Below are 23956 nucleotides of genomic sequence, written 5' to 3'. Positions count from 1 at the left end.
GCCCCATCCCTTCTAAGGATGGAACGAGGCGGCCATTGCAGCGCCCGGGGTCGCAGTTCAGGCGCTGGCAACCGTGGCCGGGTTTGTCCCGGCTTCTTCCCCGAGGGGCTCGGCGGCACGGCGGATCACGCCGCGCCAGCCGGAGATGATTTCGTCATGCTGCGGGGCGACCGAGAGCCGCCCGGCGGTGCCCATCGCACCGAGGTCACGGCGCAAGAGATCGTGGATCCCCGCTTCGATCTGGATCGGCTCTCGCATCGGCAAGGCAAGGCCGGCGCCGCCGGCTGCCTGATCGGAGAGGCCATCGACCTCGGCGACAAGGATCGGCCGACCTGCCATACGTGCCTCGGTAGCCACGAGGCCGAAGGCTTCGTAGATCGACGGGATGACGACGGCGTCGCAGTGTTCCAGCCACGGCATGGGATCGCTCGTCGCGCCGAGCACGCGGACATTCGTACAGCGGCGCGCGGCGGTCTCGAGCCGGTCCTGTTCGGGGCCCGAGCCGATCACGGTCAGCGCCACCCTGCCAGGGTTGAAGCGACCCACGGCCTCGATAAGGGCGGCGACATTCTTCTCCGGCGAGAAGCGGCCGTAGCAGAGCAGCTGCACAGGCCCTCCTTGCGCGCGCAAGGGCTGGACGGAGAAGAGCTCCTCGCGTCCGCACCAGGGGTTGATGGTGCGCAGTTTTGCTGCATCGATCCCGACCTCGCGCAGCCAGTCGGCCTGGTTCCGGGAAACGGCGATGACTTCATCGACCAGACGGGATGCTATACGAAGCATCGACCGGAAACGGAGCCTGGAGCCCACCCGCTCGCACTCGAAAGCGCGGGTGTAGGAATGCTCGACCTGGACAATGCGCGCCTTCGGGTTCTTCACCCGCAAGGCAGCGAGGAATGGCAAGCGGCTCCAGCAGGGTGGAACGTGTAGGACGATCAGCTCGGCATCAAGGTAGCAGGCGTCCTTCGGAGATTTGCCGATGGCGATGACCCGTGATTGAGCCAGCGCCGTCAAACGCGGATCGTCGAAGAGCGATAGCGCGCGGGTCACGCCGCCCATGGCAAAATCGTCCAGAAGGTGGGCGATCCGGATCATGCCGCGGCTCCCAGATAGGGGCGGGCGAGCTTCTTGAAGCGTTCCGGTCCTGCAATACGCGCGACACGGATGGCGGCCCAGGTGATAGCGGATTTGACCGGTTCTCGCAGATGGATCCGCGGATCCACCCGGGTCGCGCGCGTCATCAGGTCCTCGGCGAGATCGAAGTTGCCAAGCTGGACCGAGCGCCGGGCGAGGTAGCGCAGCTGGTAGGCCCTTGCGGTGCGCTCGTACTTCGCCAGCAGTTTCGGCGCTCCAACCCGCGCAACATCGATCATGCGGGACCAGCTGATGAATTGCTTCACGATATTGGCCGAGAGCGCGCCGCCGATGATGCGGTAGTCGGTCAGCAGGCCGGAAATGCCTTCGAAGGTCACGCCATGGACCGAGGACAGGCGGACCCAGAGCTCGATGTCCTCCGATTGGCGGAAGCTTTCATCGAACCAGCAGATCCGGTTGGGCTCATCGGGGCAGCGGAAGGCCGCGCGGTCGAGCATCTCGCGCCGCAGAACCGGCGCGCTGCCATTGCCCACGGGATTGCGGCACAGAATGTCTTTCTCGCTTACGTCGATCAGCTTGGGACGCATGGCGACCGACATCGGTTGGCCATTCGCATCAATCATCCGCGAACCGGAATAGCTCACTCCGATATTGTGGTTGGCCTGCAGGTGCACGTAATGCAGCAGCAGCTTGTCGACGTGCCAGCGATCGTCGGAATCGAGCAGCGCGATATAGGGGGCACGGGCGTGCATGATCCCCGTGTTGCGGGCACCGGCGAGGCCGCGGTTCTTCTGGGAAATCACGCGGATGCGGGGATCATCGAAGCTGCGGACCAGAGCCATCGAGTGGTCGGTTCCGCCATCGTCGACGACCAGCAGCTCGAAATCCTTGAAGCTCTGGTCGAGCACCGACTGGATGGCTTCTGCGACATAGGCCTCAACGTTGTAGACGGGCATAACGACGGACATGCGGGGAGCGGTCATGGAAGGTCTCCTTGGGGTTCGATCAGGCGAAGGCGGCGCCGCGGGCGCGGGCCGGGAGGACGCCGCCAGCAAGGGCGGCTCCAGCGGTGAGGACGCCGCGCGCCCCACCCGACAGGAAGGCTTTGTGATCGCTGGCAATGCCGCGGCGCACGAAGCCACGGGCAAGCGCCCCGCTCGCGCCGGAACGAAGCGCGCGGCGTGCGAGGTAGCGGCAATAGAGGGCCTCGCCCCGGCGAACGTCGATCTGGTCGGACCAGCGGTCTGCAAGCTCTTTCCAGGCCGACAGCATTGCGGTGAAATCGCAGCTCAGGCCGTCTGCGCTCATGCGGTATCCGACCAGCGTTTCGGGAATGCCGCGCAGCAGGTGGCCGTTACCGACCAGCCGGGCGAGCAGGTCCTGGTCCTCGACATGGCGCATGGCGGCGTCGAACCCGCCGATGGCAGCAAGCGTGTCGCGGGCGACGACAAGGTTCGACATGGTGCAGACGGCGTTCTCGATGACGACGTCTTCAAGCGAACAATACCCGTCCGGAACGCTCGATTTCGTGCGGCCAGCCTTCAGCGGACCTGCGCGGTCGGGACAAAAGGCAATCCGCGCGAAGCTGGCGTCGAGCAGCGGGTCGGCATCGTGCAGCTGCGCATGGCGCGCTAGTTTGTCGCAGTGCCAGATGTCGTCGGCGTCAAGGAAGGCGACAAGCGCGCCTCTGGCCTTGGCGAGGCCCATGTTACGCGCGGCCGAAACGCCTTGGTTGGCCTGCGAGGCAACATGGATGCGCGGGTCCATCGCAGCGTGGCGCAGCAGGATGGAAAGCGTTGCGTCGCTCGACCCATCGTCGATGGCGATGATCTCGAAGTCGCGTTCCGTCTGGGCCAGGACGCTGGCGAGGGTTTCTTCGATCGTACCTTCGGCGTTGTACGCGGCTATAAGCACGGAGAAGCGGGGCGTAGTCATGGTCAGGCTCCTTTGATCGGGATGAGACGGGTCGGAGTGGCGGAAAGGCGGGCGAAAGCGGCAGGAAGTGCGATGGCGGCAAGGCCAAGCCCGTATCCAAGGCAGGCGGCGGCAAGGCCGAAGGGAGCGCCGGCAGCGAGGCCCGCGAGAGCCGCGGCGCTTCCGGCAGCGTTCAGAACAGTCTCACGTTGGGGACGTCCGTCGACCCGCATGGCGGCGCCAACCAGCGCGCTGGCGTAGAGAGGCAGGGCCGCCAGCGAGAGCAGCGCAACGTAAGGAACGGCAGGGATCCAGCGTTCGCCAAACAGCAGCGGGACATAGATCGGCGAGAGCAGGGCCTGCGCTGCGACCACCGGGACGAGCATGGCAAGGCCAAGAGCGAAGGACCGGCGGAATTCGGCGCGGCGGCTGCCACCGTCCTTGCGGGCAAGGTGCGGGAACACCACCAGGCTGCAGGCGGCAACAAAGCTCTGCGTAATGCCGAGGCCAGCGTTGAAGGCGAAGTAATAGAGTCCGAGGACTTCGGTGCCGAACAGCGCGCCAACCAGCAGCTTGTCAGCGTGGAGACGCGCGGCCGTCAGCAGCTCGGTTGCCAGGATAGCCGGTCCGAAAAGGGCAAACTCGCGCAGCGGTGCCGGGGCAACGGTCCGGTCGGCGGTCCAGCGGAAGGCGCGCCGGGCAAGCAGCGTCCAGACCGGGGCCGCAAGCAGCTTGGGCAGAACGATCGCCCAGGCGGTCGGCCAGATGAGGACCAGGGCCAAGGTCAGGAGGCTGTCGGCGATGTTCTGGGTGGCGGCGATCTTTGCGACGCGCTCCATGCGCATTTCACGCATGGCGAGAAAGATCTGCACCAGCCCCGGCGGCATCGCGCAATAGACCAGCGCGAGGGCGGCCAGCATAGCGCCTGCCTCCGGAAGGCCGAACACGGTTGAAACCACTGCGGCAACGACGAGCTGGATTGCGGCAACGCCCAGGCAAACCATCCAGAAAAGGCGGTAGGCGGTGCGGCAGAGAGCCGGGAGCTCTTCATCGCTTGCCATGATCAGGCGCTGTCCGATGCCGGCATTGGCAAGGACGCGCACCAGTTCGAACAGGCTGAGCACGAGCGCGGCGGTACCGAAGGCCTCCGGCGTCAGCCGGCGCGCCACCACAAGGAGGGTACCGATGCGTACGACACGTGTCGCTGCCTCGGCCGAGCCGAAGGCAAGCAGACCCCGTGCAAGGGGAGAAGCAGCGGCTGCATCAAGAAGGGGGCGAAAAGCGGGCATTTGGTCCTCGAACTGCGATCGGCCTCACCGTTTCAAGGTCCGTGCCAAACGCCAGATCGACGCGTTTCTGCCGTTTCCCCGTGGCTTGGGTGCTTTCGCTCGCATTCTGCGCAAGCCGATCATGCATTTTGCGACGATCAGCCGTTGCAATATGCGAATGGCGCCCCTCACTTGCTCTAAAGCTGTGTGCGGGGATTATAAAAACACACGTTTTCAGTAATTTGATTGTTTTGGCATGCGCTTTGCGGACTGGGGTACGACCCACCAAGGAGCCACGCCATGAAGCACATTCCCGCCTCAGCCTTTCGCACTGCCGCCTATCCGGTACGCACCGGTCTTGATCGGGACGTCCTGGCCAAGGCCTTCCGTCCCTTCACCGTGTTCGACCTCGAGATGGCAAGCGTCCGCCCAGAAGCAGCCGCCGCGCAGATCGTGGAATGGGCCGGCTCCAGAAAACGGATGACGATCAACTTCATCAACGCCCACTGTGTGAACCAGGCCCGCAAGTATCCTGCTTATCGCCGGGCACTCGCGCGAACGGACCTGTTGCTGCCCGAAGGCATTGGCGTGGATATCGCATCGCGCATGGCGGGCCAGGGCGCGCCGGAAAACCTGACAGGGACGGACCTCTTTCCGTTGATCTGCGAACGCGCTGCGGTCGAAGGCACCGGGCTCTTCCTGCTCGGCGGTCCGGAAGACGTTGCCCGCGCCTCGGGTGACTGGGCCCGCGCCAACTGGCCTTCGCTGCGTATCCGGGGCAGCCATCACGGCTATTTCGACCCGAGCGAGGAAGACGCGCTGATCGCACGGATCAATGCATCCGGGGCCGGTATCCTGCTCGTCGGCTTTGGCGTTCCGCTTCAGGAGAATTGGATCGCCCGCAATCGCCATAGGCTTAATGTGCCCGTGGTCATCGGCGTTGGCGGCCTGTTCGACTACTACTCCGGCCGCATCAAGCGCGCGCCGCTCGCCATTCGCAATCTGCGCTGCGAATGGATGTGGCGTCTGGCGATGGAGCCCCGCCGTATGGCGCGCCGCTACCTGATTGGAAACGTCACCTTCCTGTTCCATGCGGCGCTGGAGGCGATGCGGCTGCGAGGGATCGATACGAGGATCGGAGCCGCCGCGAAGCGCACCTTCGATGTCGTTGCGGCTTCGCTTGCCCTCCTTGCGCTGATGCCCCTGCTTGTCCTGACGACGCTCGCCATCTGGTCCGAGGACCGCGGTCCGGTCTTCTTCCGCCAGGCTCGTATCGGGGCTGGCGGGCGGACTTTCTCGATGATCAAGTTCCGCTCCATGTTCACCGATGCCGAAGAACGCCGCGCGGCGCTGGTCGCCCAGTCGGACAGGGCCGGTACGTGTTTCAAGATGGTGGACGACCCGCGCATCACACGCACCGGTAAGGTAATCCGCCGGCTTTCGATCGACGAGCTTCCCCAGCTCTTCAACGTGCTCGGCGGCAGCATGTCTCTGGTCGGTCCGCGCCCGGCCCTGCCGAGTGAGGTTGCCAACTACGAAGACCGCCAGTGGGAGCGGCTGGGCGGAAAGCCTGGCATCACCTGCAGCTGGCAGGTCAAGGGCCGCGCGGAAATCCCATTCCATCGCCAGGCGATCATGGACCGGGCCTATCTCAAGAACCGCACCTTCTTCACGGATATGCGCCTGCTTCTGATGACCATTCCGGCCGTCCTGTCGGGGCGCGGCGCCTACTAATCCGCCCTGACAAGCTCGTCGAAGAGGTCGTCGATTGCCAGGAGGCAGGCGGCGACCGCTTCGCGAAAGGGCTCGATCGAGGGGGCGTCTGACCCATCCTTTTCGCGATAAGTGGCCAGTTCCTCGACTATCCCAATGGCGCCAATATTGAGCGCTACGCCGGTCAGCGAATGGGCGGCCTTCGACAGGGCTGCTGTATCGGCCGCATCGACAGCAGCCAGGACCTCTCCAGCGTATTTGGTGATATCGGTCTTGGCGGCATCGCGCATTCGCTCGCGATAGGCGCTAGGCAGGTCGTTGAAGGCCCGGCTGAAGAGCTCCTGGTCGAACCGGGCTTCGCTTCGCCCCGCCCCGCCACCTGAAATGAGCGCGGTACGAATGGCCGTTTCGAGGGCATCCCGGCGAACTGGCTTGGCAAGGCATGCGGTCATTCCTGCCGCCAGCAGGCGTTCGCGTTCCGATTGCAGGCTGTGCGCCGTTGCCCCGATAATGGGCGTGCGCGCGGCGGGACCGGGCAACAGCCGAATGGCCTGCGTCGCCTGTTCGCCGTTCATGATGGGCATCATTACGTCCATGACCACGAGGTCGAAGGCCTCGCGCTTGACCGCTTCGACCGCAGCCGCTCCATTCTCGACCGAGGATACCTCGCACCCCAGGTCATCCAGAAGCCGTTCGAGCACGTATCGATTGCTTTCCGTATCCTCGGCCACGAGTACACGGGGTCGTTCGGGAATGGCGGTGGCTGGAGCCTGCTCCGGAAGGCGCGTTGCAGCTGCGAGCGCATCAGTGGCATCGTCGGCGTCCGCGGCGGCTTCCTCGATGATACGCGAGGCGAGCTCGCCGAGCTGTTCGGTGGCTTCACGGGCCACGGCCAGGTCCTTCTGACCATCGCCCGAAACCTGTGATCGCAGGAGCTCGATGCCCCCGCTCAGTGCGGCAAGAGGCGTGCGGATCGCATGCGCCATCTCGGAGATGAACCGGTTCCGGATAGAAAGCGCGTCTTCGGCCTGCGTCTTTGCGGCGGCCAATTCAACCTGCAATCGGGCGAGTTCGCGTACCCGTCTTTCGGCGCGCAACTGAAGGGCGCGGACCCGCCGCTCGTTGCCGCGTTCCTCGGTAATGTCGCGGACCATTGCCACGATATGCGACGGCCGTTCTCCAACGCTTGGCTCGCGCTTGATGGACCATTTCAGCCAGCGTGTTTCGCCGGTGTCCTGCCTGATGATACGGTGCTCGTAGGTGTGCGCGACCCCGGTTTCGCGGCTGGCGAAAAACTGCATGCCTTCGCGCATGATGCGATCTCGGTCCAAGGGGTGGAGCGCAGCGACGAGTTTCTCCAGCGTCGCTTCCTCGCCAGTCGGCATGCCGAGTATCGCGCCTGCACCGCCCGAAACCGAGAAACCGCGTTCGCGCTCTCCATAGGCGGTCGCCATTCTTGTGTTGGACAAGGCACCGAGCAGGAGAGCGCTCTCGATCTCGAGCTTTTGTGCAAGATCGGTTTCTCGTCGTTCCAGGTCCTGATTGGCGCGGTAGAGCGCCTTCATCCGGTCCTCGAGCGCAGCTTCGGCGTCGCGCAAAGCGCGTTCGCTTCGCTCGAGCCGGCGCGCGAGTATCTCTGCGCGCTCCTCGGCCGGGATGCTGTCCATGCTATCCATCGGCGATCTCATCGAGCAATCCGGGCAGCGCGTCGAGCAGTTCGGTCTCCGATACGGCCACTTCCGCGCTGTCTGACAAGACGTCTCCGGCTCCGGATAGGCGGATGATGCGTGTGAATGACCGCTTGTCAGGGCTGCCGTTGGATTCGTCGGTGACAAGGACGCTTGGGGTGTCTGCGCCCGCTCCTCGCTTACCCTCGGCCACAGCCCGGAAGCCGTATTCCTGGGCAAGCATTTCGACCCGAAGGGCAAGGGACGCCTGGCCGATCTCGATCGTGATCGTTCCCCGCGTTGACCGGCCATGTTCGTCGCCAGTGACTGGTTCGAGAGGCAGAACGAGCTGCAGGCGCGCGCCGCCGGCGGCCATGTTTTCGGCCGTGACGCGCCCTCCCATCTGCTGCGCAAGATCTTTGGTGATCGACAACCCCAACCCGCTGCCCGCTGTGCGGCCGAGCGTGTCGGGAGTCGTTCCCGAAAACGGTTCGAAGATCGTCTTCATGCGCTCGGGATCGATGCCGCCTCCCGAATCCTCCACTACGAAAGTCCACTGTGTCGAACCTTCATCCGGTTCTTCAACGGCCAGGGTCACCTTGCCGGTCGGGGTGAACTTGATCGCGTTCGACGCGAAATTGGCCAGGACCTGCTGGATGCGCGCCGGCTGGCCCAGCACACGGTCTTCGCTCTTCGCGATGACATCCAGCGCCAGACCTTTGCGCCTGGCCAGCGGTCGGAACAGTTCGGCGACCCTTTCAATGAGCGCCTTTGGCGAAAACGCCTCTGTCTGGCTGCTCGTCGGCTCGATCTCGGACCGGGTGCGCTGGAGGGTCGCGTCCAGTGTCTTGAGCAGGGCATCGGAGGAATCCGCGATCAGGGCGAGTGCCCTGTTCCTCTCGCGCTCCGAACGCTCGCGCCGGACCTGGTCGACAAGCCCAAGGATGCCCGAGATAGGCGTGCGGATCTCGTGCGAGATGACCGCGAGGATGTCGGCCCGCGCCTGCGCTTCGGCCTCCGCCGCGTCGCGGGCGCGCAGCAGCGCTTCGGCGGCGGCCTTCTGTTCCGAGATATCCTGGACGATGCCGTAATAGCCGACCAGGGCCCCTTCCTTTCCGTCGTCGCCGAACACAGCCGACCCGCGGATCATGGCGGGAAAACGGGACCCGTCAGAGGCGATGCCCACGGTTTCGAACGCAAACTCGTTCTTTTCGGCGATGGCTTTCATGATCTTCGTCATAGTTGCCTCGCGTTCCTCAGCGTCCACCAGCTGGGCGACATCGGAAATTGGGATCGTCGGGGCTTCAACGCCAAGCCGGTCTTTCAGCCAGCTCGACAAGGATAGCTCCATCGTCTCCGGATCGAGCGCGAAATGGCCGGCATGCGCGCTCGACTGCGCGAGCTCGAGATAGAGCAGGTTTTTCTCGATCTCGCGCTGGGCATCGCGGTATTCAGTGAGGTCGTGGCCGATGTAAGCGGTGGCAAAGATATCACCGGGATCGTCGTGAAGCGGGACGGCCATTTCCTCGATCCAGATCTTTCGGCCGTCTGGCAGTAATCGTTCTGTTGTCCGGGGCTCGGGTCCGGGCAGCGTCGGCATGCCCGCATCGCGAGCCCCGCCGGGAGCAATGACGATTTCCTGCCCGATCTCTTTCAGGCCATCGCGTCCCAGAAGCGACGTTGCCGCCTTGTTGGCGCGAATGAGATGCCCGTCAGGCTCAAACAGCGCCATCGCGTAGCCACGGGCGGCGTCGACGAGGACGTCGAAGGACCGCTCTTCGCGCGATCGCGCCAGCTGTAGGCGCTGCTCCATGCGTTCGAACGCGATCTCCAGTTGGTGAATTTCGTCGCTGCTCGATTCCGTTGGCACCGCCCCTTCTGCGGGCGCGATGGTGTTCGTCCGACTGGCGAGGCGCGTTATCCGTTGGGCGACCGTGCGGTGGAAGATTGCGGCCAGCAACAAACCCAGCAGCAGCGCGGAAACCACCGCCACTCCAATGGCGCGCGAAGCAATGGCGTAAGCGGGTTCGCTGAGCGCCTCTTCGGGAAGGACAGTGAGCACGATCCAGTCGGGCGCGCCAAGTCGTTCAGTAGCGATATAGGCCTGGAGCGTGTCGGAGTAGGTAACCTGGTCTTCTGGCTGGTCCACGACAAAGGCGTGGACCCCGCGCAGCAGGGGCTCTTGCGAAGTCGAGAGATCGACATTGGACGCGAGACTATCCGGATCGAGACCGGCAAGGCCGGAGTGGTAAATCAGGCGGCCGTCCGCGCTCGCTATGACGGTCGAGGCACCGCTTGGCGGGGCTCGCAACCGGTCGGTCAGCTGGGCGAGCGGGATGCTGACGCCCCAAGCGCCAAGGTGTTGGCCCTCGTGCCAAACCGGCAGCATGCAGCCCGTTGTCCAGTTCTCTCCCGAACTGTCATAGGCCGGCTGCTGGAGGCTGGTGCAGCGCAACTCGCCGTCCGGATTGCTGGATGGCGAAGTGATCTCGGCAAACTCGGAATCCTGGAAATCGAAATCCGCCGGGGCGGTCCGGTAGAAGGAGAGCGAGTCCGGCCGCTGGGGAGCGTAGATTACGAGGTCGTTTGAGGGAGAGAAGAAGTACAGACTCTCGATTTCGCGCGGCAGGCCATTGGCCATGTCGCGCAGCGTATCGAACGCGGCGAGCACGGTTGTCCTTCGCTCCCCATCCGGGCGGGGCGGTGCGAGAAAACCGCCCATGCCTTCCACGCGGATCGAACCGGCGAGTTCGCGGCCATCCCACAGAGCAGGGCGTGTGTGGAAAGCGCCGTCCTCCGCGCGCGCGAAGACCGTATCGAATGATGTCTGGCTGGGAGTGTCGAGCTTGCGGGCCATCAGTTCGGCGGCCTTGCGCTCAACGCCGAGGGCGAGAGCGATCTCACGACGCACAGCTTCGGCTGTGGCCTGGTTTGACACGGCCAGCTCCTCGGCCGCGTCTGCGCGGTAGTAGGCGATCGCCGACTGATAGGAATTGAACGCCATGCCGCCGACGAATAGGGCGACGACCGGGAGCGCTATCAGCAGACCTCTTAGAGAGAGCGACATCCCCGATCTTGTCGCCCAATCGGCAACAACGCACAATAGGCTAGATATTCTGGTGAGATAGGTCGCCCGATCCGTGCCTGAGGCGAAAATGGCGGAGACGGAGGTGGCAAGCCGAAAGACATAAAGGTCTGATGCCAAAGTGAAAGACCGGGAGCAACTCGATGGTGCTCCCACAATTGCTCCCACAGAATTGAGCTCTATCCTCAGGGCCTACCACTTCCTCGCGCAACCTACCTCAACTCTGGTTCCGAAACCGTTTTCTCTCGAGTCCAGCACAAAAGCAGTGTCATAGGAATGGCAGCGTCGAACCATTGCGCGCGTCCAGCTTTCTTAGACGCAAAGCAATCCCGGCCGGACGTCGCAGAATAGAGCTTATTCCTCTGGCCCTCAAGCAGCGACAGGACCAATCCCTCGATTTCGCTACCTACGTCATCACTACAATTGACTCATATAATGGCACTGTATATGCCAACAAACAAATGGCACTATTAATGTCGTTAGAGGAGGGAGAGTCAATGGAGCACGGGCAAGGCAAGGCGACCAAATTTCTGATATCTGCGAGCATCGCGGGCCTTATGGCTACCGGATTCTCAGGGGCGGCATCGGCTCAGGATCGCGCGGACGAAGAGGCGGAGAATAACGTCATCGTCGTTACGGCCCAAAAGCGTTCCGAAGATGTGCAAGACGTGCCCATCTCGATTGCAGTGTTCTCCGCTGAATCACTCGAAGAAGCCAACGTCGACACCATTCTTGAGCTGACTTCAGTCGCGCCAAACTTCCAGGCGCGCCAATCGCAGCAGATCGCCACTACCACTTTGCGCGTGCGCGGCATCGGTGCTGCTGGCAACACCGCGATCGAGCCGAGTGTCGCGACCTTCCTCGATGGCGTCTATATTCCGCGCTCAGGTTCGGTTATCGCAAGCTTTCTCGACATTGAAGGCGTCGAACTTCTGCGCGGCCCGCAAGGCACGTTGTTTGGCCGCAATGCCAGCGCTGGCGCACTGTCGCTGCGTTCGGGCACGCCTCGGAACCAGTTCTCCGGCATGGTGCGCGGCGAAGTTGGTAATGGTGATCGCTATCGTGTGGATGGCTTCATCAATGCGCCGCTTGGCGAGAATGTCGCGATCCGTGCGGCCGGGCTCTATCAGGACTTTGGCGGCTATTGGACCAATCGCCTTGATGGCGAGCAGCTGGGTGGCTCGGAAACCGCTGCCGGCAGGATCAGCCTGAATGCGCAATTCGGTTCGCTCGACTGGACTGTCCGCGCTGACTACTCGAAGATCACAGGCGACGGGCTGTCGAACAATGACTTCGATCCGACGTCGGTCACGCCCGCACAGCTTGCATTCTTCCAAGCGCGCCTTGGCGGTGTGCTGCCAGATACTACCTTGTTTGACCGGACGCTGAACCAGTTCCAGGAATCGCGTTTCGACGACAAGCACTGGGGTGTGATGAGCGACGCGTCGCTCGATGTGGGCGAGTTTACGTTCCGGCTGATCAATTCCTATCGTGACTGGGACAACTTTCAGAACGATGGCGACATCAGCTTCACGCCGGTCAATATCTTCACCCGTGACGGAGCATACCGCAGCAAGAGCCACAACCACGAGCTGCAAATCATCTCCCCCGAACGTGGTTTGCTTGGCGGAGCGCTCGATTTCGTAGCCGGGCTCTATTACTTCCAGGAAGATTACCGGATTGACGAGCAATTCCAGCTTGGCCCGGGCTTCTGCAACACGCTGGTGCCGCCGCCTGCGCGGCCGCAATGCAACGGCCTGCTTGCCATGGGGCTGGGCGAAGATGCGACTGATCTCGACTTTACCCAGGACGTAGAAAGCATCGCGGCCTACGCTCAGGCCAATATCTATGCCAGCGATAGCCTTTGGTTCACGCTCGGCGGGCGCTGGACGCAGGACAAGAAGGACGCGCTGTTTGTTCAGACGCGCAACAACCCCTTCGCGGCTGCCCTCCGTGCGCCGGAAAATCAGGTCCTGGCGCTGGACGAAGACGAGTTCACCTATCGCCTCGGGATCAATTTCCAGCCCCACAGCGATCTACTTCTGTTTGCTTCGCATTCGACGGGCTACAAATCGGGCGGGTTTAACTCGGGCGGCAGCGGAGCTCCGCTCCTCGGGCGAAGGACATTCGCTTCGGAGACGATCGACAATTACGAGATTGGCGCGAAGAGCACTTGGCTAGATGGCGCGCTGCAGGCGAACATCACCTTCTACCGGATGGATGTGAACGGACTGCAAGATCGTACTTTCGACGGGATCGGCTTTATCGTCCTCAATGCCGGCGACTTGCGGCAGCAGGGCTTCGAATTCGACACGGTCATTCGTCCCTCGAGCCGTTTTCAGGTCATGGCCTCGCTCGCCTATCTCGACAGCGAGTTCACTGACTTCCCACTGGCGTCCGGTCTTCCGGGGCTGGGCGGAACGCAAGATCTGACGGGGCAAAGTGTAGCCGTGGGCTCACCCGAATTCAGTGGCTCCTTCGGTTTCCAGTGGCGCGGAGAATTCGGTAGCTCGGACATCGGGTGGCGTCTGAACTCGAACTACAGCTTCCAGTCCGATGCCTATATCGGCGCGGCGACCGACGGAAATCCCCAATCGATCCAGGACGGGTTTGGCTTGCTCGATGCGCGGTTCACGATTGAATCGCTCAACGATAGCTGGTCACTCTCGGTGTTTGGCAGCAACCTGTTCGACAAGGGCTATTGCACCGTTCGCTTCCCGCAGCCGCTCGATGCCGCCTTTGGCCTGCGCAACGGCGTTTTCCCGGGTTCGACCGGCATCCGCTGCACCGAAGGGACGCCGCGTACTTACGGCGCGACCGCCACGTATCGCTTCTAACGATGGGTCCTCTCCCATCCCTTGCGACCCGGTTCGGCTTGCGAGTGAGCCGGACCGGGCGCATTTTGTCGAACTGGTCGATCGCAAGAGGGTGAAGGAATGAAGCGCTGGCAGAAATGGGTGCTAGGCATTGGCGTGGTTGCGATTGGGCTTGGGGTGGTTGGTTACCTCAACCGGAGCGCGCTGATCCTTGCATTCGTAGAGCGCAGGGCGGAACAGGAAGAAATCGCGCCCAACCGGCCCATCGTTTGGCAGCAAGGACCGTCCGAGGCGGATTTGCCCCCGGCTGAGCGAGCGCCGAACATCGTGTTCATCCTGTTCGACGATCTCGGGATCAACGACCTGTCGACCTTTGGCGGGGGTGTTGCCGGTGGCGCGGTGCCTACCCCAAATATCGATCGGCTAGCTGCAGAAGGCGCGATCTTCACCCAAGCCTATTCCGGCAGCGCGACCTGCGCCGTGTCACGCGCGCAGTTGATGACCGGGCGCTATCCGACCCGCACTGGCTTCGAATACACGCCGACCCGCCCCGGATTTGGGAGGGTCGTCGCCATGGTCGGGAACGACATCCGGGATGATTTGCCGCCTGCGACCTATGATGCCGAGGCCGAGGTCGGGAAGCCCGATTATGACGATATGGGCCTTCCCAGCGAGGAAGTGACGATCGCCGAAGTTCTCAGGGAGCAAGGCTATCACAACGTCCATATCGGAAAGTGGCATCTCGGTACCGGCAATGGATTTCACCCGCTTGACCAAGGCTTTGATGAAAGCCTCGTCATGACCGATCTGATGCACCTTCCGGAAGACGATCCCAACGTCGTCAATGCCAAGGTCGATTTCGACCCGATCGACAATTTCCTTTGGGCTTCGGGTCGATACGGCACCACGTTCAACAAGAGTGAGAAATTCGAACCCGGCGGATATCTGGCGGACTACTGGACCGATCAGGCCGAACGCGTGATCGAAAACAACCGCAATAGGCCATTCTTCCTCTATCTGGCCCATTGGGGAGTTCACACGCCGCTGCAGGCGACGCGCGAGGATTACGAGGCTGTCGGCGATATCGCGCCGCATCGCCTGCGGGTCTACGCAGCTATGGTCCGTTCGCTCGACCGAAGCGTTGGCCGTGTGATGGCCAAGCTCGAGGAGCAGGGCCTTGCGGACAACACCATCATCGTCATCTCGAGCGACAATGGCGGTGCGGGTTACATCGGATTGCCTGAAGTCAATGCGCCGTATCGCGGGTTCAAGATCTCCTTCTTTGAAGGCGGCATTCGTGTGCCTTTGCTGGCGCGTTGGCCTGCCAGGATCGCTCCCGGCACGCAGATCGATTTGCCAGCCGCGCATGTCGATGTCATGCCGACTTTGGCCGCGGTTGGTGGCGGTAGACTGCCGGCGGGAGTCCCGATCGATGGACGCAACTTGCTCCCAGCAATGACAGGCGCGGGCCAAATGGAGCGCCCTGACGCGCCGCTATTCTGGAGCAGCGGTTATTACAAGGTCGTGCGGGCCGGCGACTGGAAGCTGCAGGTCGATGGCAAGCAGGACAAGCGCTGGTTGTTCGACCTGGCGAATGATCCGACCGAGCAGGTCAACCTCGCGAGCCGCAATCCCGAAAAACTGGCTGAACTCGAAGCCTTGCTGGCCGCGCATCACAAGGATCGCAAGCCAGCTCTCTATCCGACCACTGCCGATATGGTGACCATGATCGACAAGACGCTGGCCGAGCGGTTCGAGGACGGTGACGAGTACATTTACTGGCCGAATTGAGCCAACAGGAGGACCAAACCTTGGCCGTGCTGCCGCCTTCCACTAATGATCGCTACGCCGGACCGCGAGCTGCTGCGTGGTTCCTGGCCCTGATGTCGCTGATCACGATCATTCCGGGCAACATTCACACATTCCTGCCCGATGGCGGCGCAGGAGTGATCGCCGGGCGTGACCTTTCAGTAAATGGTGACACCATTATCCGGCTGTTTGCCTGGGCCGGGGCAACGCAGATCGTCTGGGGGATCATGCTCCTGCTGATTTCGCTGAGATATCAGAGTTTTGTGCCGCTGGCTCTTGGCCTGCTGTTCCTCGAACGCTGCATTCACACCTGGACCATGTGGGGTCCGAAGGGGCAAGCTGACGGCTATCTGCCACCCGAAGCCTACGTCACATTAGTGCTTGTGCCGCTGCTCCTCGGTTTCTTCTTTCTCTCGCTTCGAACGCCGCGTGAGCCGAAGGCCCTATGATATCCGCCGAACTTCCGTCGCACGGTCCGGCCTTTGGCTTCGACTGGATCGCTACCGCAGCTGACCGCACGCCGGACAATCTTGCCCAGATCGACATCGCGAGTTCGCGGCGCTTTACCTATGCGCAAATGAATACCCGCGTCGGCGCTCTGGCGGCGCATCTTCGCTCGCTAGGCATCGCAAAGGGTGACCGTGTCGCCTATCTGATGATGAACAGCAGCGATGTATTCGAAGTGATTTTCGCGTGCTGGCGCATTGGCGCGGTTGCAGTCGCGCTGAATTGGCGGCTGACTGGGCAAGAACTTACATTCATTGCCGAAGATGCCGGCCCTAAGTTGCTGATTCATGATCGTGACCTGAGCGAGCTTGCCTCTGATATCGCAGACATGCCGTGCTTCGAATGCCGGATTGAAACTGCCGGCGATGGCAGCGAGAGCGATTATGAGCGCGCGATAGCGGTATCGAAGTCGCTGGCATGGCCAGACGCGCCACCATTACTCTCTGATATCTGCATGCTGATGTACTCATCGGGTACGACCGGGCGCCCCAAAGGTGTGGTCATCACCCACCAGATGCAGCTTTTGAATGCATGGGGCACGATTGCCGATGCGTCGATTGGCACTAGCTCGACATCGCTTTGTTTCATGCCTCTGTTTCATATCGCCGGGGTGAACGGCGTAATCGGGCCTTGCTTTCTCGCCGGGGCCTGCGTCGCCATTGTGAGGACCTTCGATCCCGGCAAGGTGCTTGGCCTGATCGACGATCCCGAGCTGGGTGTGACGCACTTTGTTGCCGTGCCAGCGATCTACCAGGCGATGCTTGCTCATCCCCAATCCGAGGCGACCAATTTTTCGAGGATCGTTACTTCGTTCGTGGGAGCCTCTTCGGTGCCCCTTGCGCTCTTGGAAGGATGGAAGGCTCGCGGGCTGCGGTTGCGTGAAGGCTATGGTCTGACGGAAAGTGCGGGAGCGGGTGTAACAATGCCGGCTCACTTCGCTGGGGAGCCAATCGAAGCGAGCGGCAAGGCATCGCACAGCTTCGAGTTGAAGGTCGTCGATGACGAAGGTCAAGAGGCGTCACTCGGCGAGCTCTGGATGCGCGGGCCCTGCATAACCCCCGGCTACTGGAACCGCCCCGAGGCAAATCGCGAGAGCTTTGTCGACGGCTGGTTCCGCACCGGGGACGTGGTTTCGCGCGATGAGGATGGTTTCTACAAAATCCAGGACCGGCTCAAGGACATGTATATTTCGGGCGGTGAAAACGTCTATCCGGCAGAGGTCGAGGGTGCCATTTATGCGCGCGACGACATCGCCGAAGTGGCTGTGATCGGACTGCCGGATGAACGCTGGGGCGAGATCGGCTGTGCGGTGGTGGTGCCAAAGCAGGGGGTCGATATTGGGTTGGATGACCTTCGCTCAGGCCTCGAAGGCAGGCTCGCCCGCTACAAGCTTCCGGCACGGCTCCAACTCGTCGAAATCCTGCCGCGTACTGCCTCGGGCAAGGTGAAGAAGAACGAGTTGAGGAAGCTCTTTTCAAGAGAGGATACGTAACCATGACCAAGGCGAAATGGATCTGGATCGGATTTCTCGCAATCCTCTATGCAGGTTTCTGGGCGTGGTATGGCGGCAATGGCGATCCGTTGACCGAGGCCGAGGGCGAAGAGCTCCTCTCGCGTATGGAGCAGATGTACGATTTGGATCGCGACGAGGCACCGGCGGGTAGCATGCTGCGCAACCTCACCGACATGATCCCGCGTGATGACGGGCGCGAATTCTACGCGGTCAATCTGGAGACACGCAAGCAAGGTCCAGAGGCCATCGCAGCCGAAGAGGAGTACACAGGCCGGGTTGTGCCGCTTCTCCTTGCACGCGGCAGCCACCCTGTCTTTTTGAGCGAGCCTGCGGGGCTGATGCTGGGCGAATATGGCAAGGAAATCGACCGCGTGGCGGTGATCCGTTATCGCTCGCTGCGCGACCTTATCGACATGATCCTCGATCCTGAGATGGTGGATGCGCGCGAATACAAATACGGCGCGCTCGAGCACACTGAAGTCTTCATTACCCGTCCGACGCTGACGTTTGTGCAGGTCCGCCTGATCGTCGGTCTGGCATTGCTCATTCTGGCCTGGGCAGGGCTGGCGGCAATAGGTCGGCGGGAGAAGAGGAGTTCGCGCGATAACCCAGCCGGTTGAGCCTGAAAACAATCCCAACTCGCGGCTGATGGTCGATCCGCCGGCGCTGCTGCGTCGGCTAATGATGCGAATGTTCGACCGGGTCATTGATCCCGAGAGGCGAGCGAAGGCCCGCGCCAAGGCAGAGCGACGCAGAGTGCGCAAGGGCGCGCCGCATATCGTCGAATATTTCCACCAATGGGACGATCCCTACTCGCAATTGGCCGAGCAGGTCCTTGACCGGTTCGGCGAGCGCTACGACATCAAGCTCGTCAGGCACGAGATTCGCGCAACCGGCGGCAAAAACCAGCCAGAGCTGGAGAAACTCGACACCTGGGCACGGCGCGATGCGGAACTGATCGCACCGTACTATGGCCTCAAGCGGCCATCCGAGCTCGATCGATCAGCGCATCATGCTCCGAGTGAAGCTGTGCTCGATGCGGGCAGCGCAAGGCTGGCCGAGCTCGGCCACTATTCCGGCGCGATGTTTTACTATGCGGGCGAATGGTATTGGGGGGTGGATAGGCTGTTCTATCTTGAGCAGCGCCTGCGCGATCTTGGCGCTTGCCGCGATGTTTCGCTGCCTTTCTTGTGCCCGCGACCCGAAATTGATGTGAGCGGTGCCGATGCCAGCGCGCTGACGCTCGATTTCTATCCTTCCATAAATTCGCCCTATACCTCGATCATCTATGACCGCACGATCGCGATGGCGCGCGAATGCGGGGTCCAGCTGGTTCACAAGCCAGTACTACCAATGATCATGCGCGGCGTGCCGGCAACACGCGAGAAGGGCCTCTACCTCATGTTCGACACCAAGCGCGAGGCGGAGAACATTGGCATCGGCTTCGGGCCGGTCATGACGCCCATCGGCGAACCCACGCGGCGGATTTACTCGTTGCTTCCTTGGGCGAGACGGCAGGGGCGCGATACGCAGCTCATGTCCGCCGCGCTCGACCTCGCTTTTCGCAAGGGCGTCGCGCTTCACAGGAGGGCCGGATTGCGAAAGGCGGTCGAGCAGCCTGGTCTCGACTGGGGCGATGCACAAGCCCACCTCGTTTCGCCCGGTTGGAAGGACGAAACCGCTCGCTACCAGGCCGAAATGGGGGATGAACTCGGCCTCTGGGGAGTGCCGAGCTACCGTTTGCGAGGCGGCGAGGGCGAAGAAGACCTGTGCGTCTGGGGACAGGACCGTTTGTGGCTCGTCGCAGCCGAAATCCGTAGACGCGCGGGCGCCACTGGAGTTTCGGCATGATCGGTGCCATTGCTTCGGAAGGACAATTTTTGAGAGTGAATGATGGCGCGTAAGTCTGCAGCAGTCAGAAATACGATCGAGGGTGAGAAGCCCCATACAGACGGCAGGCGCGAGCGTAGCCGGGCGAGCAGACGCGCGATCATTCACGCTATGATGGACCTGATCGTCGAGGGAGATATCGACCCCAGCGCGGCCAGGGTTGCCGAAAGGGCTGGTGTAGGCCTGCGCTCGGTCTTCCGCCATTTCGACGACAAGGAGACCCTCTATCGCGAAATGAATGCGATCTTGGGCGAAGCCTATGTGCCGCAGATGCGTGAACCCTACAAATCAACCGATTGGCGCGAACAATTGGGCGAGTTGGTGGAGCGCCGGGCCAAGGTCTACGAGGAGATTGCACCTTTCCGTATCTCGACCAGCGTTCAGCGGTTTCATTCGCCCACATTGATGGAGAATTATCGCGGGTTGCTCAAAGCGGAGCGCAAGGCGCTTGATGCAATCCTGCCAGAACCTGTTCGCAATGACGAACATCGCGCGCGCGCCATTCTGCTGGCAACCAGCTTCGATTCCTGGCGCCTGTTTCGTCACGACGAAGAACTGTCAAAGAAAAAGACGCTCGAGGCGATCAAACAGCTCTTGCAGGATGTTCTCGACCAGATCGAAGACTGATGCAGTCGCGCGTCTTTGCCCTGGCCTTGCTATTCCTAGCCGGTTGCTCGGCACAAGAGGAAGACGATGCACCTAAGTCGGAAGCGAGCCAATGCAAGGGCATTTCCAAACCCGGCGAGATGGTCTGGATCGAAGGTGGAAAGTTCGTGATGGGCGAGGCTCCTCGTTATCCCGAGGAAGGGCCACCGCGCGAAGTGGAAATCCCCGGTTTTTGGATCTCTGCGACCGAAGTTACTAACGCACAATTTGCCGAGTTTGTCCGCGAGACTGGCTATGTGACGATGGCGGAGCGCGAGCCGCCCAACATTCCCGGAGCGCCTCCCGAAATGCTCCAGCCGGGCTCGGCGACATTCCGTTTGCCGACTTCGGATAACCCAAGCTGGTGGTCCTGGACAGTCGGGGCGCAGTGGCGTGCGCCGAACGGAATTGGTTCTTCAATCAAGAGAAGAATGAACGATCCGGTGGTCCAGGTCGCCTATGACGACGCGCTGGCCTATGCCGAATGGGCCGGGAAGGGCCTGCCAAGCGAAGAGCAATGGGAATATGCTGCGCGTGCTGGATTGGGCAGTCTGACGGAACCCAAGGATGCTACGGGCAAGCCGCTGGCAAACTATTACCAAGGTGTGTTTCCCGCCCGGGACCTGGGCGAAGACGGATTTACCTCACGCGCACCGGTCGGTTGCTTTGAGCCCAACGCATTCGGGCTCTTCGACATGATCGGCAATGTGTGGGAATGGACTTCGACTGAAGGTGCGCGTGCGGACGCGATTGAACGGGTCGGTGTGATCAAGGGCGGTTCGTTCCTGTGCGCTGCCAATTACTGTGCACGGTACCGCCCTGCTGCCCGACAATTTCAGGAACGCGGACTTGGCACCGATCATATCGGTTTTCGAGTGATCGATACAGCACGGGAGCCACCCGCGTTGAACGGAGAGGATTAGCAAATGCAGGTCGTCAATCAGGTGAATCCGTCGGGCGAACGAATGAAAGAGTTCTTCGGAGGCGAGGAGGATGGACCTTTCGTAATGGTCAACCTGCTCAAGTTCAAGGCGAGTGCCGAGTATCCCGATGGCCGCGATACCGAACTGAGTGGTGCGGAGGCCTATGCAATCTACGCGCGCGGCGTGTTTCCATTGGTTGAGAAACACGGCGGTCGCCCGGTTTTCGATGGCACTGTCACCGGCCTGATGCTCGGCGAAGTCGAGGATAACTGGGACATGGTCGCGTTGGTTGAGTATCCCTCGCTCGAAGCTTTCCGCGCCATGATACTTTCATCTGAGTATCAAGAGATCGCGGTTCACCGAGCTGCCGGGCTGGAGGGGCAACTCAATATCAAGACGCAAGCGTCGGCCCGCTAGCTTTCCGTCTTCTTCTCTGGCCAGAGCGCCATGATCAGCATGACAAGTGCGATGACCGGCACGACAAGATTGCCGACCTGGCCGGGGGCAGTGCCAAGCGTTTCAACCGGCTTGAACCGTCCGATCAATCCGCGCCCGGTCCATTCCACGAGCACGATCAGCCACATCAGAGGCACCATGGATCTGTAGCGGAACGCGGCCAGCAACATCAGCAGGCCGAGCAAGAGTTGCACCAGGCCCCATTGCGCGAAGATCGCGATGATCGTGGCGGTTGCGCCGCTCGCGTAGTTGTCTAGCGGGATCGTGGCGATGCTTTGCGCTCCGCCATCCGGCGCAAACATGTGATGTTGGCTGCGCCACAGCGTCACCGCGGTGAGCGGATAAAAGAACCACAGTGCAAGTCTGTTGCCGCGATAGACATTGTCGAACTGCGCCGGAAACAGACGCTCCAGAACGTGTTTCATTGAAGGAACTCCAGGCAGTTTGCAGCAGAAAGCACCGGATCAATCCGCCCGCGCGTTTCATCGCTGAGTGCCGCGTAGCGCGACCGCTGATCAGCAAGGCATTTCAGCTGATACTTGAAGGTGCCTTGCTCGTAGGGCATGTCATCGACTTCGATCCGGAATGTCTTTTCGCCTGCATCGGCAGCCGCCGCATTGGCGAGCAGGAAAGGAACGTAGACCCGACCGACTTCTGCAAGCAGGCTTTGGGCGACGGGCTTGAGCGGAGCATCCGCATCATCCCATTCGCCCTCGATGCCCGACGCATCATCGACATGGAGCAACCAACGGAAGGTGTAAGGATAGTCGGCGCGCATCATTGATTGCGCGGTGGGATCAACCCCGAGCTGCGACAGCTGTCCATAGATCCCGAATTCGGCGAGCGAGGGACGGCTGCCGAACAACCAGTGCTCGTTCACCACGTGATCTTCGAGTGCGTGCATCACCCTTCGGGTCGAGGCTTCGATCAGCGGAAAATTCTCGCGCGTGCAGCCGACGATCGCCATGCGGCCGACCTGTCGATCGCGGAACACCTCCGCCATGCCCTGGCTGGAATCCAACCCGCCGCCCTTGAGCGCGTCGAAAGACAGCCAGCGACTCATCTGGATTTGGTCGACTTCCTCCAGCCATCGGTAGCCGAACATCGCCTTGGTCAGCCATTCATCGGCGAAATCCTCGAGGAGGTGAGCAATAAATGCCTGTGCCGGGTCTGCCGGAACGACTTTGCGCTCGGAATGTCGTTCTTCCAGATCATAAAGCACTGGCGTGCTATCGTTCCTGAAGTTGCCGTCAGGATATTCGATAATCGGAATAACGGGCGGCAGGCCTTTCTCGGCGGCAAGTTGCTGCATCTGGCTACCGTGTGACCAGATGTGCGTGATCCGGCGATATCGCATTAGGGCGCGCATTTTCAGCGAATAGGGCGAGCCCAATGCACCATGGATCGTGTACATTGCCGGTCTCCTCACATGAGTTCGCGCCGCTTGATGGCATCGCTAGAGGCTGGCAGCGAGAACAACATGCCATCTTCGCCCACGACCAGCGTGCCGTCGAAGCGGTCGGGTGCGTCACCGAGAAACGCAGGATACAGGTAGGCGCTGGGAAGGGGTGGAATGAGATGGCTAAGTACCAGCATTTGCGCCCCTGCTGCTTGCGCGCTTTCCGCGGCGTCCTGCGGCGACGCGTGATAGTCTCTGATATCGAACATGATCTTCGCGCCGCTTTCGACTCCCTGTGCAGTTAGCATCGCCTGCAACTCGCTCACCATTTCCATTTGCAAAGCCTCGTGCACGATCAGGTCGGCACCTTCGCAGACACGTTCGAGATTTGCGGATTTCTCAGTGTCGCCGCTGATGCAGAGCGAGCGTCCTTTGTAGTCGAAACGATAGCCTACAGCCGGATCCACTGGATCATGCGGGACTTTGAAGGCGGCGACCCTCAGGTCGCCTCGTTCAAGCACAATGACGCTATCGCCGGTCATTTCAAAGGGGCGCGCTTCGGATCCGCCACCGCTTGATGGGGCTACATCTTCGCCATGATGCGCAGTGCGATAGGCATCATCGGTCGCGTAAGCCGCGTTGAACCCGTCGATCACGGCTTCTACGCCGCTTGGGCCATAGACCGGGAGCGGGGCAGTGTTAGAACCCCGGGTCCAGTGAAACAGCTGGAGCGGCCCAAGTCCGTCGATGTGGTCGGAATGGAAGTGCGTCAGAAAAACCCCATCCAGATCGCCAGCGTTGAAACCCATCAAGGCCAGGTTCCGCCCGCCACCCTCGCCAATGTCGACAACGAAGGCCTGGTCCCCGGCGATAACGATGTTGCATGGCCCAGCACGGTCGATGTTCGGCATCGGCGAACCCGTTCCACACAGCCCGACATGCAGTCCATCCTCGATCCCGGCGAGAGTGTTGCCGCCGAGGTTCTGTTCGATTCCGCGCTGGAATAGCCAAAACCCGATGGGCTTTTGTAATGCGAATACCGCGACAAGCGCCAAGCCTACCACGGCCACCAGGCCGATCCCTACCTTCTTCAATGCATCCTCCGTCATCCGTCGGAAAGAAGTGGCACTATAAATGTCAAAAAGCAATTGCAAAACCCGCGGCAGAATGCAAAATGACATATAAAGTGCCAATAAATGGAGGTGGAAGTTGCCAGCTCAAATCCGGATGACGCGATATCCGGGCGCAAGCCCGGCACG

Annotated in this window: 19 protein-coding genes; 10 read left to right on the top strand and 9 right to left on the bottom strand. The window is 61.5% G+C overall.

Annotated elements, in window-relative coordinates:
• Positions 1-57: 57 nt before the first annotated feature.
• From KUV82_RS12580 to KUV82_RS12565, 4 genes are read right to left on the bottom strand one after another with little or no spacing between them, the layout of a single operon-like run.
• Complete coding sequence (locus KUV82_RS12580; RefSeq protein ID WP_219954594.1) at positions 58-1092, bottom strand: glycosyltransferase family 4 protein; 1035 nt, start codon at positions 1090-1092, stop codon at positions 58-60.
• Positions 1089-2075 carry a glycosyltransferase family 2 protein gene (locus tag KUV82_RS12575; protein WP_219954593.1) on the bottom strand — a complete coding sequence of 329 codons (987 nt, stop codon included), beginning with the start codon at positions 2073-2075 and terminating at the stop codon, positions 1089-1091. The genes KUV82_RS12580 and KUV82_RS12575 overlap by 4 nt, the downstream gene beginning before the upstream one ends.
• Before the next feature lie 22 nt (positions 2076-2097).
• Positions 2098-3027 carry a glycosyltransferase family 2 protein gene (locus KUV82_RS12570; RefSeq protein WP_219954592.1) on the bottom strand — a complete coding sequence of 310 codons (930 nt, stop codon included), beginning with the start codon at positions 3025-3027 and terminating at the stop codon, positions 2098-2100.
• Positions 3028-3029: 2 nt separating this feature from the next.
• Positions 3030-4295, bottom strand: coding sequence for an oligosaccharide flippase family protein (locus tag KUV82_RS12565; RefSeq protein ID WP_219954591.1), 1266 nt, complete (start codon positions 4293-4295; stop codon positions 3030-3032).
• 279 nt (positions 4296-4574) lie between these two features.
• On the opposite strand from KUV82_RS12565, the gene KUV82_RS12560 reads away from it, so the two are divergent.
• A complete protein-coding gene (locus tag KUV82_RS12560) occupies positions 4575-6008 on the top strand; it encodes a WecB/TagA/CpsF family glycosyltransferase (protein WP_219954590.1) in 1434 nt (477 codons plus the stop codon).
• Here KUV82_RS12560 and KUV82_RS12555 read toward each other — a convergent pair.
• Positions 6005-7663, bottom strand: coding sequence for a response regulator (locus KUV82_RS12555; RefSeq protein ID WP_219954589.1), 1659 nt, complete (start codon positions 7661-7663; stop codon positions 6005-6007). The genes KUV82_RS12560 and KUV82_RS12555 overlap by 4 nt on opposite strands.
• Positions 7656-10721, bottom strand: coding sequence for an ATP-binding protein (locus tag KUV82_RS12550; RefSeq protein WP_219954588.1), 3066 nt, complete (start codon positions 10719-10721; stop codon positions 7656-7658). Before KUV82_RS12550 ends, KUV82_RS12555 begins: the two co-directional genes overlap by 8 nt.
• A gap of 515 nt (positions 10722-11236) precedes the next feature.
• Between KUV82_RS12550 and KUV82_RS12545 the strand changes: the two genes are divergently transcribed.
• The 9 genes from KUV82_RS12545 to KUV82_RS12505 all read left to right on the top strand — a co-directional run bounded on the left by KUV82_RS12545 (position 11237) and on the right by KUV82_RS12505 (position 21259).
• Entirely contained in the window at positions 11237-13576 is a 2340-nt protein-coding gene (locus KUV82_RS12545; protein WP_219954587.1) for a TonB-dependent receptor, read from the top strand.
• 99 nt (positions 13577-13675) lie between these two features.
• Complete coding sequence (locus KUV82_RS12540) at positions 13676-15346, top strand: sulfatase-like hydrolase/transferase (RefSeq protein ID WP_219954586.1); 1671 nt, start codon at positions 13676-13678, stop codon at positions 15344-15346.
• Between the two features lie 20 nt (positions 15347-15366).
• Positions 15367-15813 (top strand): hypothetical protein, encoded by a 447-nt coding sequence (locus KUV82_RS12535; RefSeq protein ID WP_219954585.1) that lies wholly within the window; start codon positions 15367-15369, stop codon positions 15811-15813.
• On the top strand, positions 15810-17363 hold the full coding sequence (locus KUV82_RS12530; RefSeq protein ID WP_219954584.1) for an AMP-binding protein: 1554 nt from the start codon (positions 15810-15812) through the stop codon (positions 17361-17363). The genes KUV82_RS12535 and KUV82_RS12530 overlap by 4 nt, the downstream gene beginning before the upstream one ends.
• A 2-nt stretch (positions 17364-17365) precedes the next feature.
• Positions 17366-18004, top strand: coding sequence for a hypothetical protein (locus KUV82_RS12525; RefSeq protein ID WP_219954583.1), 639 nt, complete (start codon positions 17366-17368; stop codon positions 18002-18004).
• Positions 18005-18140: 136 nt separating this feature from the next.
• On the top strand, positions 18141-19235 hold the full coding sequence (locus tag KUV82_RS12520) for a DsbA family protein (RefSeq protein WP_219954582.1): 1095 nt from the start codon (positions 18141-18143) through the stop codon (positions 19233-19235).
• Between the two features lie 39 nt (positions 19236-19274).
• Positions 19275-19901, top strand: a complete 627-nt coding sequence (locus KUV82_RS12515) for a TetR/AcrR family transcriptional regulator (protein WP_219954581.1) — start codon at positions 19275-19277, stop codon at positions 19899-19901.
• On the top strand, positions 19901-20842 hold the full coding sequence (locus KUV82_RS12510) for a formylglycine-generating enzyme family protein (protein ID WP_219954580.1): 942 nt from the start codon (positions 19901-19903) through the stop codon (positions 20840-20842). The genes KUV82_RS12515 and KUV82_RS12510 overlap by 1 nt, the downstream gene beginning before the upstream one ends.
• A 3-nt stretch (positions 20843-20845) precedes the next feature.
• The gene (locus KUV82_RS12505) at positions 20846-21259 is read left to right on the top strand and encodes a DUF1330 domain-containing protein (RefSeq protein ID WP_219954579.1); all 414 of its coding nucleotides are present in this window, start codon (positions 20846-20848) and stop codon (positions 21257-21259) included.
• Here the strand turns inward: KUV82_RS12505 and KUV82_RS12500 are convergent.
• The 3 genes from KUV82_RS12500 to KUV82_RS12490 are packed head-to-tail and all read right to left on the bottom strand — an operon-like array spanning position 21256 to position 23878.
• On the bottom strand, positions 21256-21723 hold the full coding sequence (locus tag KUV82_RS12500) for a hypothetical protein (protein WP_219954578.1): 468 nt from the start codon (positions 21721-21723) through the stop codon (positions 21256-21258). The two genes, KUV82_RS12505 and KUV82_RS12500, sit on opposite strands and share 4 nt — an antisense overlap.
• Complete coding sequence (locus KUV82_RS12495) at positions 21720-22712, bottom strand: glutathione S-transferase (RefSeq protein WP_219954577.1); 993 nt, start codon at positions 22710-22712, stop codon at positions 21720-21722. Before KUV82_RS12495 ends, KUV82_RS12500 begins: the two co-directional genes overlap by 4 nt.
• Before the next feature lie 11 nt (positions 22713-22723).
• Positions 22724-23878, bottom strand: a complete 1155-nt coding sequence (locus KUV82_RS12490) for an MBL fold metallo-hydrolase (protein WP_258319756.1) — start codon at positions 23876-23878, stop codon at positions 22724-22726.
• Between the last annotated feature and the right edge of the window lie 78 nt (positions 23879-23956).

The organism is Qipengyuania flava, from assembly GCF_019448255.1.
Lineage (GTDB): Bacteria > Pseudomonadota > Alphaproteobacteria > Sphingomonadales > Sphingomonadaceae > Qipengyuania > Qipengyuania flava_A.
Note: the sequence above shows the minus strand (reverse complement) of the source record. Positions and strands in the feature narration are given on the sequence as shown.

Bases quoted from the DNA above. Each gene is read 5' to 3' on its own strand.
- KUV82_RS12540 (WP_219954586.1), top strand. From the start codon at position 13,676: ATGAAGCGCTGGCAGAAATGGGTGCTAGGCATTGGCGTGGTTGCGATT.
- KUV82_RS12560 (WP_219954590.1), top strand. From the start codon at position 4,575: ATGAAGCACATTCCCGCCTCAGCCTTTCGCACTGCCGCCTATCCGGTA.
- KUV82_RS12505 (WP_219954579.1), top strand. From the start codon at position 20,846: ATGCAGGTCGTCAATCAGGTGAATCCGTCGGGCGAACGAATGAAAGAG.
- KUV82_RS12570 (WP_219954592.1), bottom strand. From the start codon at position 3,027: ATGACTACGCCCCGCTTCTCCGTGCTTATAGCCGCGTACAACGCCGAA.
- KUV82_RS12575 (WP_219954593.1), bottom strand. From the start codon at position 2,075: ATGACCGCTCCCCGCATGTCCGTCGTTATGCCCGTCTACAACGTTGAG.
- KUV82_RS12565 (WP_219954591.1), bottom strand. From the start codon at position 4,295: ATGCCCGCTTTTCGCCCCCTTCTTGATGCAGCCGCTGCTTCTCCCCTT.
- KUV82_RS12495 (WP_219954577.1), bottom strand. From the start codon at position 22,712: ATGTACACGATCCATGGTGCATTGGGCTCGCCCTATTCGCTGAAAATG.
- KUV82_RS12510 (WP_219954580.1), top strand. From the start codon at position 19,901: ATGCAGTCGCGCGTCTTTGCCCTGGCCTTGCTATTCCTAGCCGGTTGC.
- KUV82_RS12555 (WP_219954589.1), bottom strand. From the start codon at position 7,663: ATGGATAGCATGGACAGCATCCCGGCCGAGGAGCGCGCAGAGATACTC.
- KUV82_RS12545 (WP_219954587.1), top strand. From the start codon at position 11,237: ATGGAGCACGGGCAAGGCAAGGCGACCAAATTTCTGATATCTGCGAGC.
- KUV82_RS12515 (WP_219954581.1), top strand. From the start codon at position 19,275: ATGATGGCGCGTAAGTCTGCAGCAGTCAGAAATACGATCGAGGGTGAG.
- KUV82_RS12525 (WP_219954583.1), top strand. From the start codon at position 17,366: ATGACCAAGGCGAAATGGATCTGGATCGGATTTCTCGCAATCCTCTAT.
- KUV82_RS12500 (WP_219954578.1), bottom strand. From the start codon at position 21,723: ATGAAACACGTTCTGGAGCGTCTGTTTCCGGCGCAGTTCGACAATGTC.
- KUV82_RS12530 (WP_219954584.1), top strand. From the start codon at position 15,810: ATGATATCCGCCGAACTTCCGTCGCACGGTCCGGCCTTTGGCTTCGAC.
- KUV82_RS12580 (WP_219954594.1), bottom strand. From the start codon at position 1,092: ATGATCCGGATCGCCCACCTTCTGGACGATTTTGCCATGGGCGGCGTG.
- KUV82_RS12490 (WP_258319756.1), bottom strand. From the start codon at position 23,878: ATGTCATTTTGCATTCTGCCGCGGGTTTTGCAATTGCTTTTTGACATT.
- KUV82_RS12550 (WP_219954588.1), bottom strand. From the start codon at position 10,721: ATGTCGCTCTCTCTAAGAGGTCTGCTGATAGCGCTCCCGGTCGTCGCC.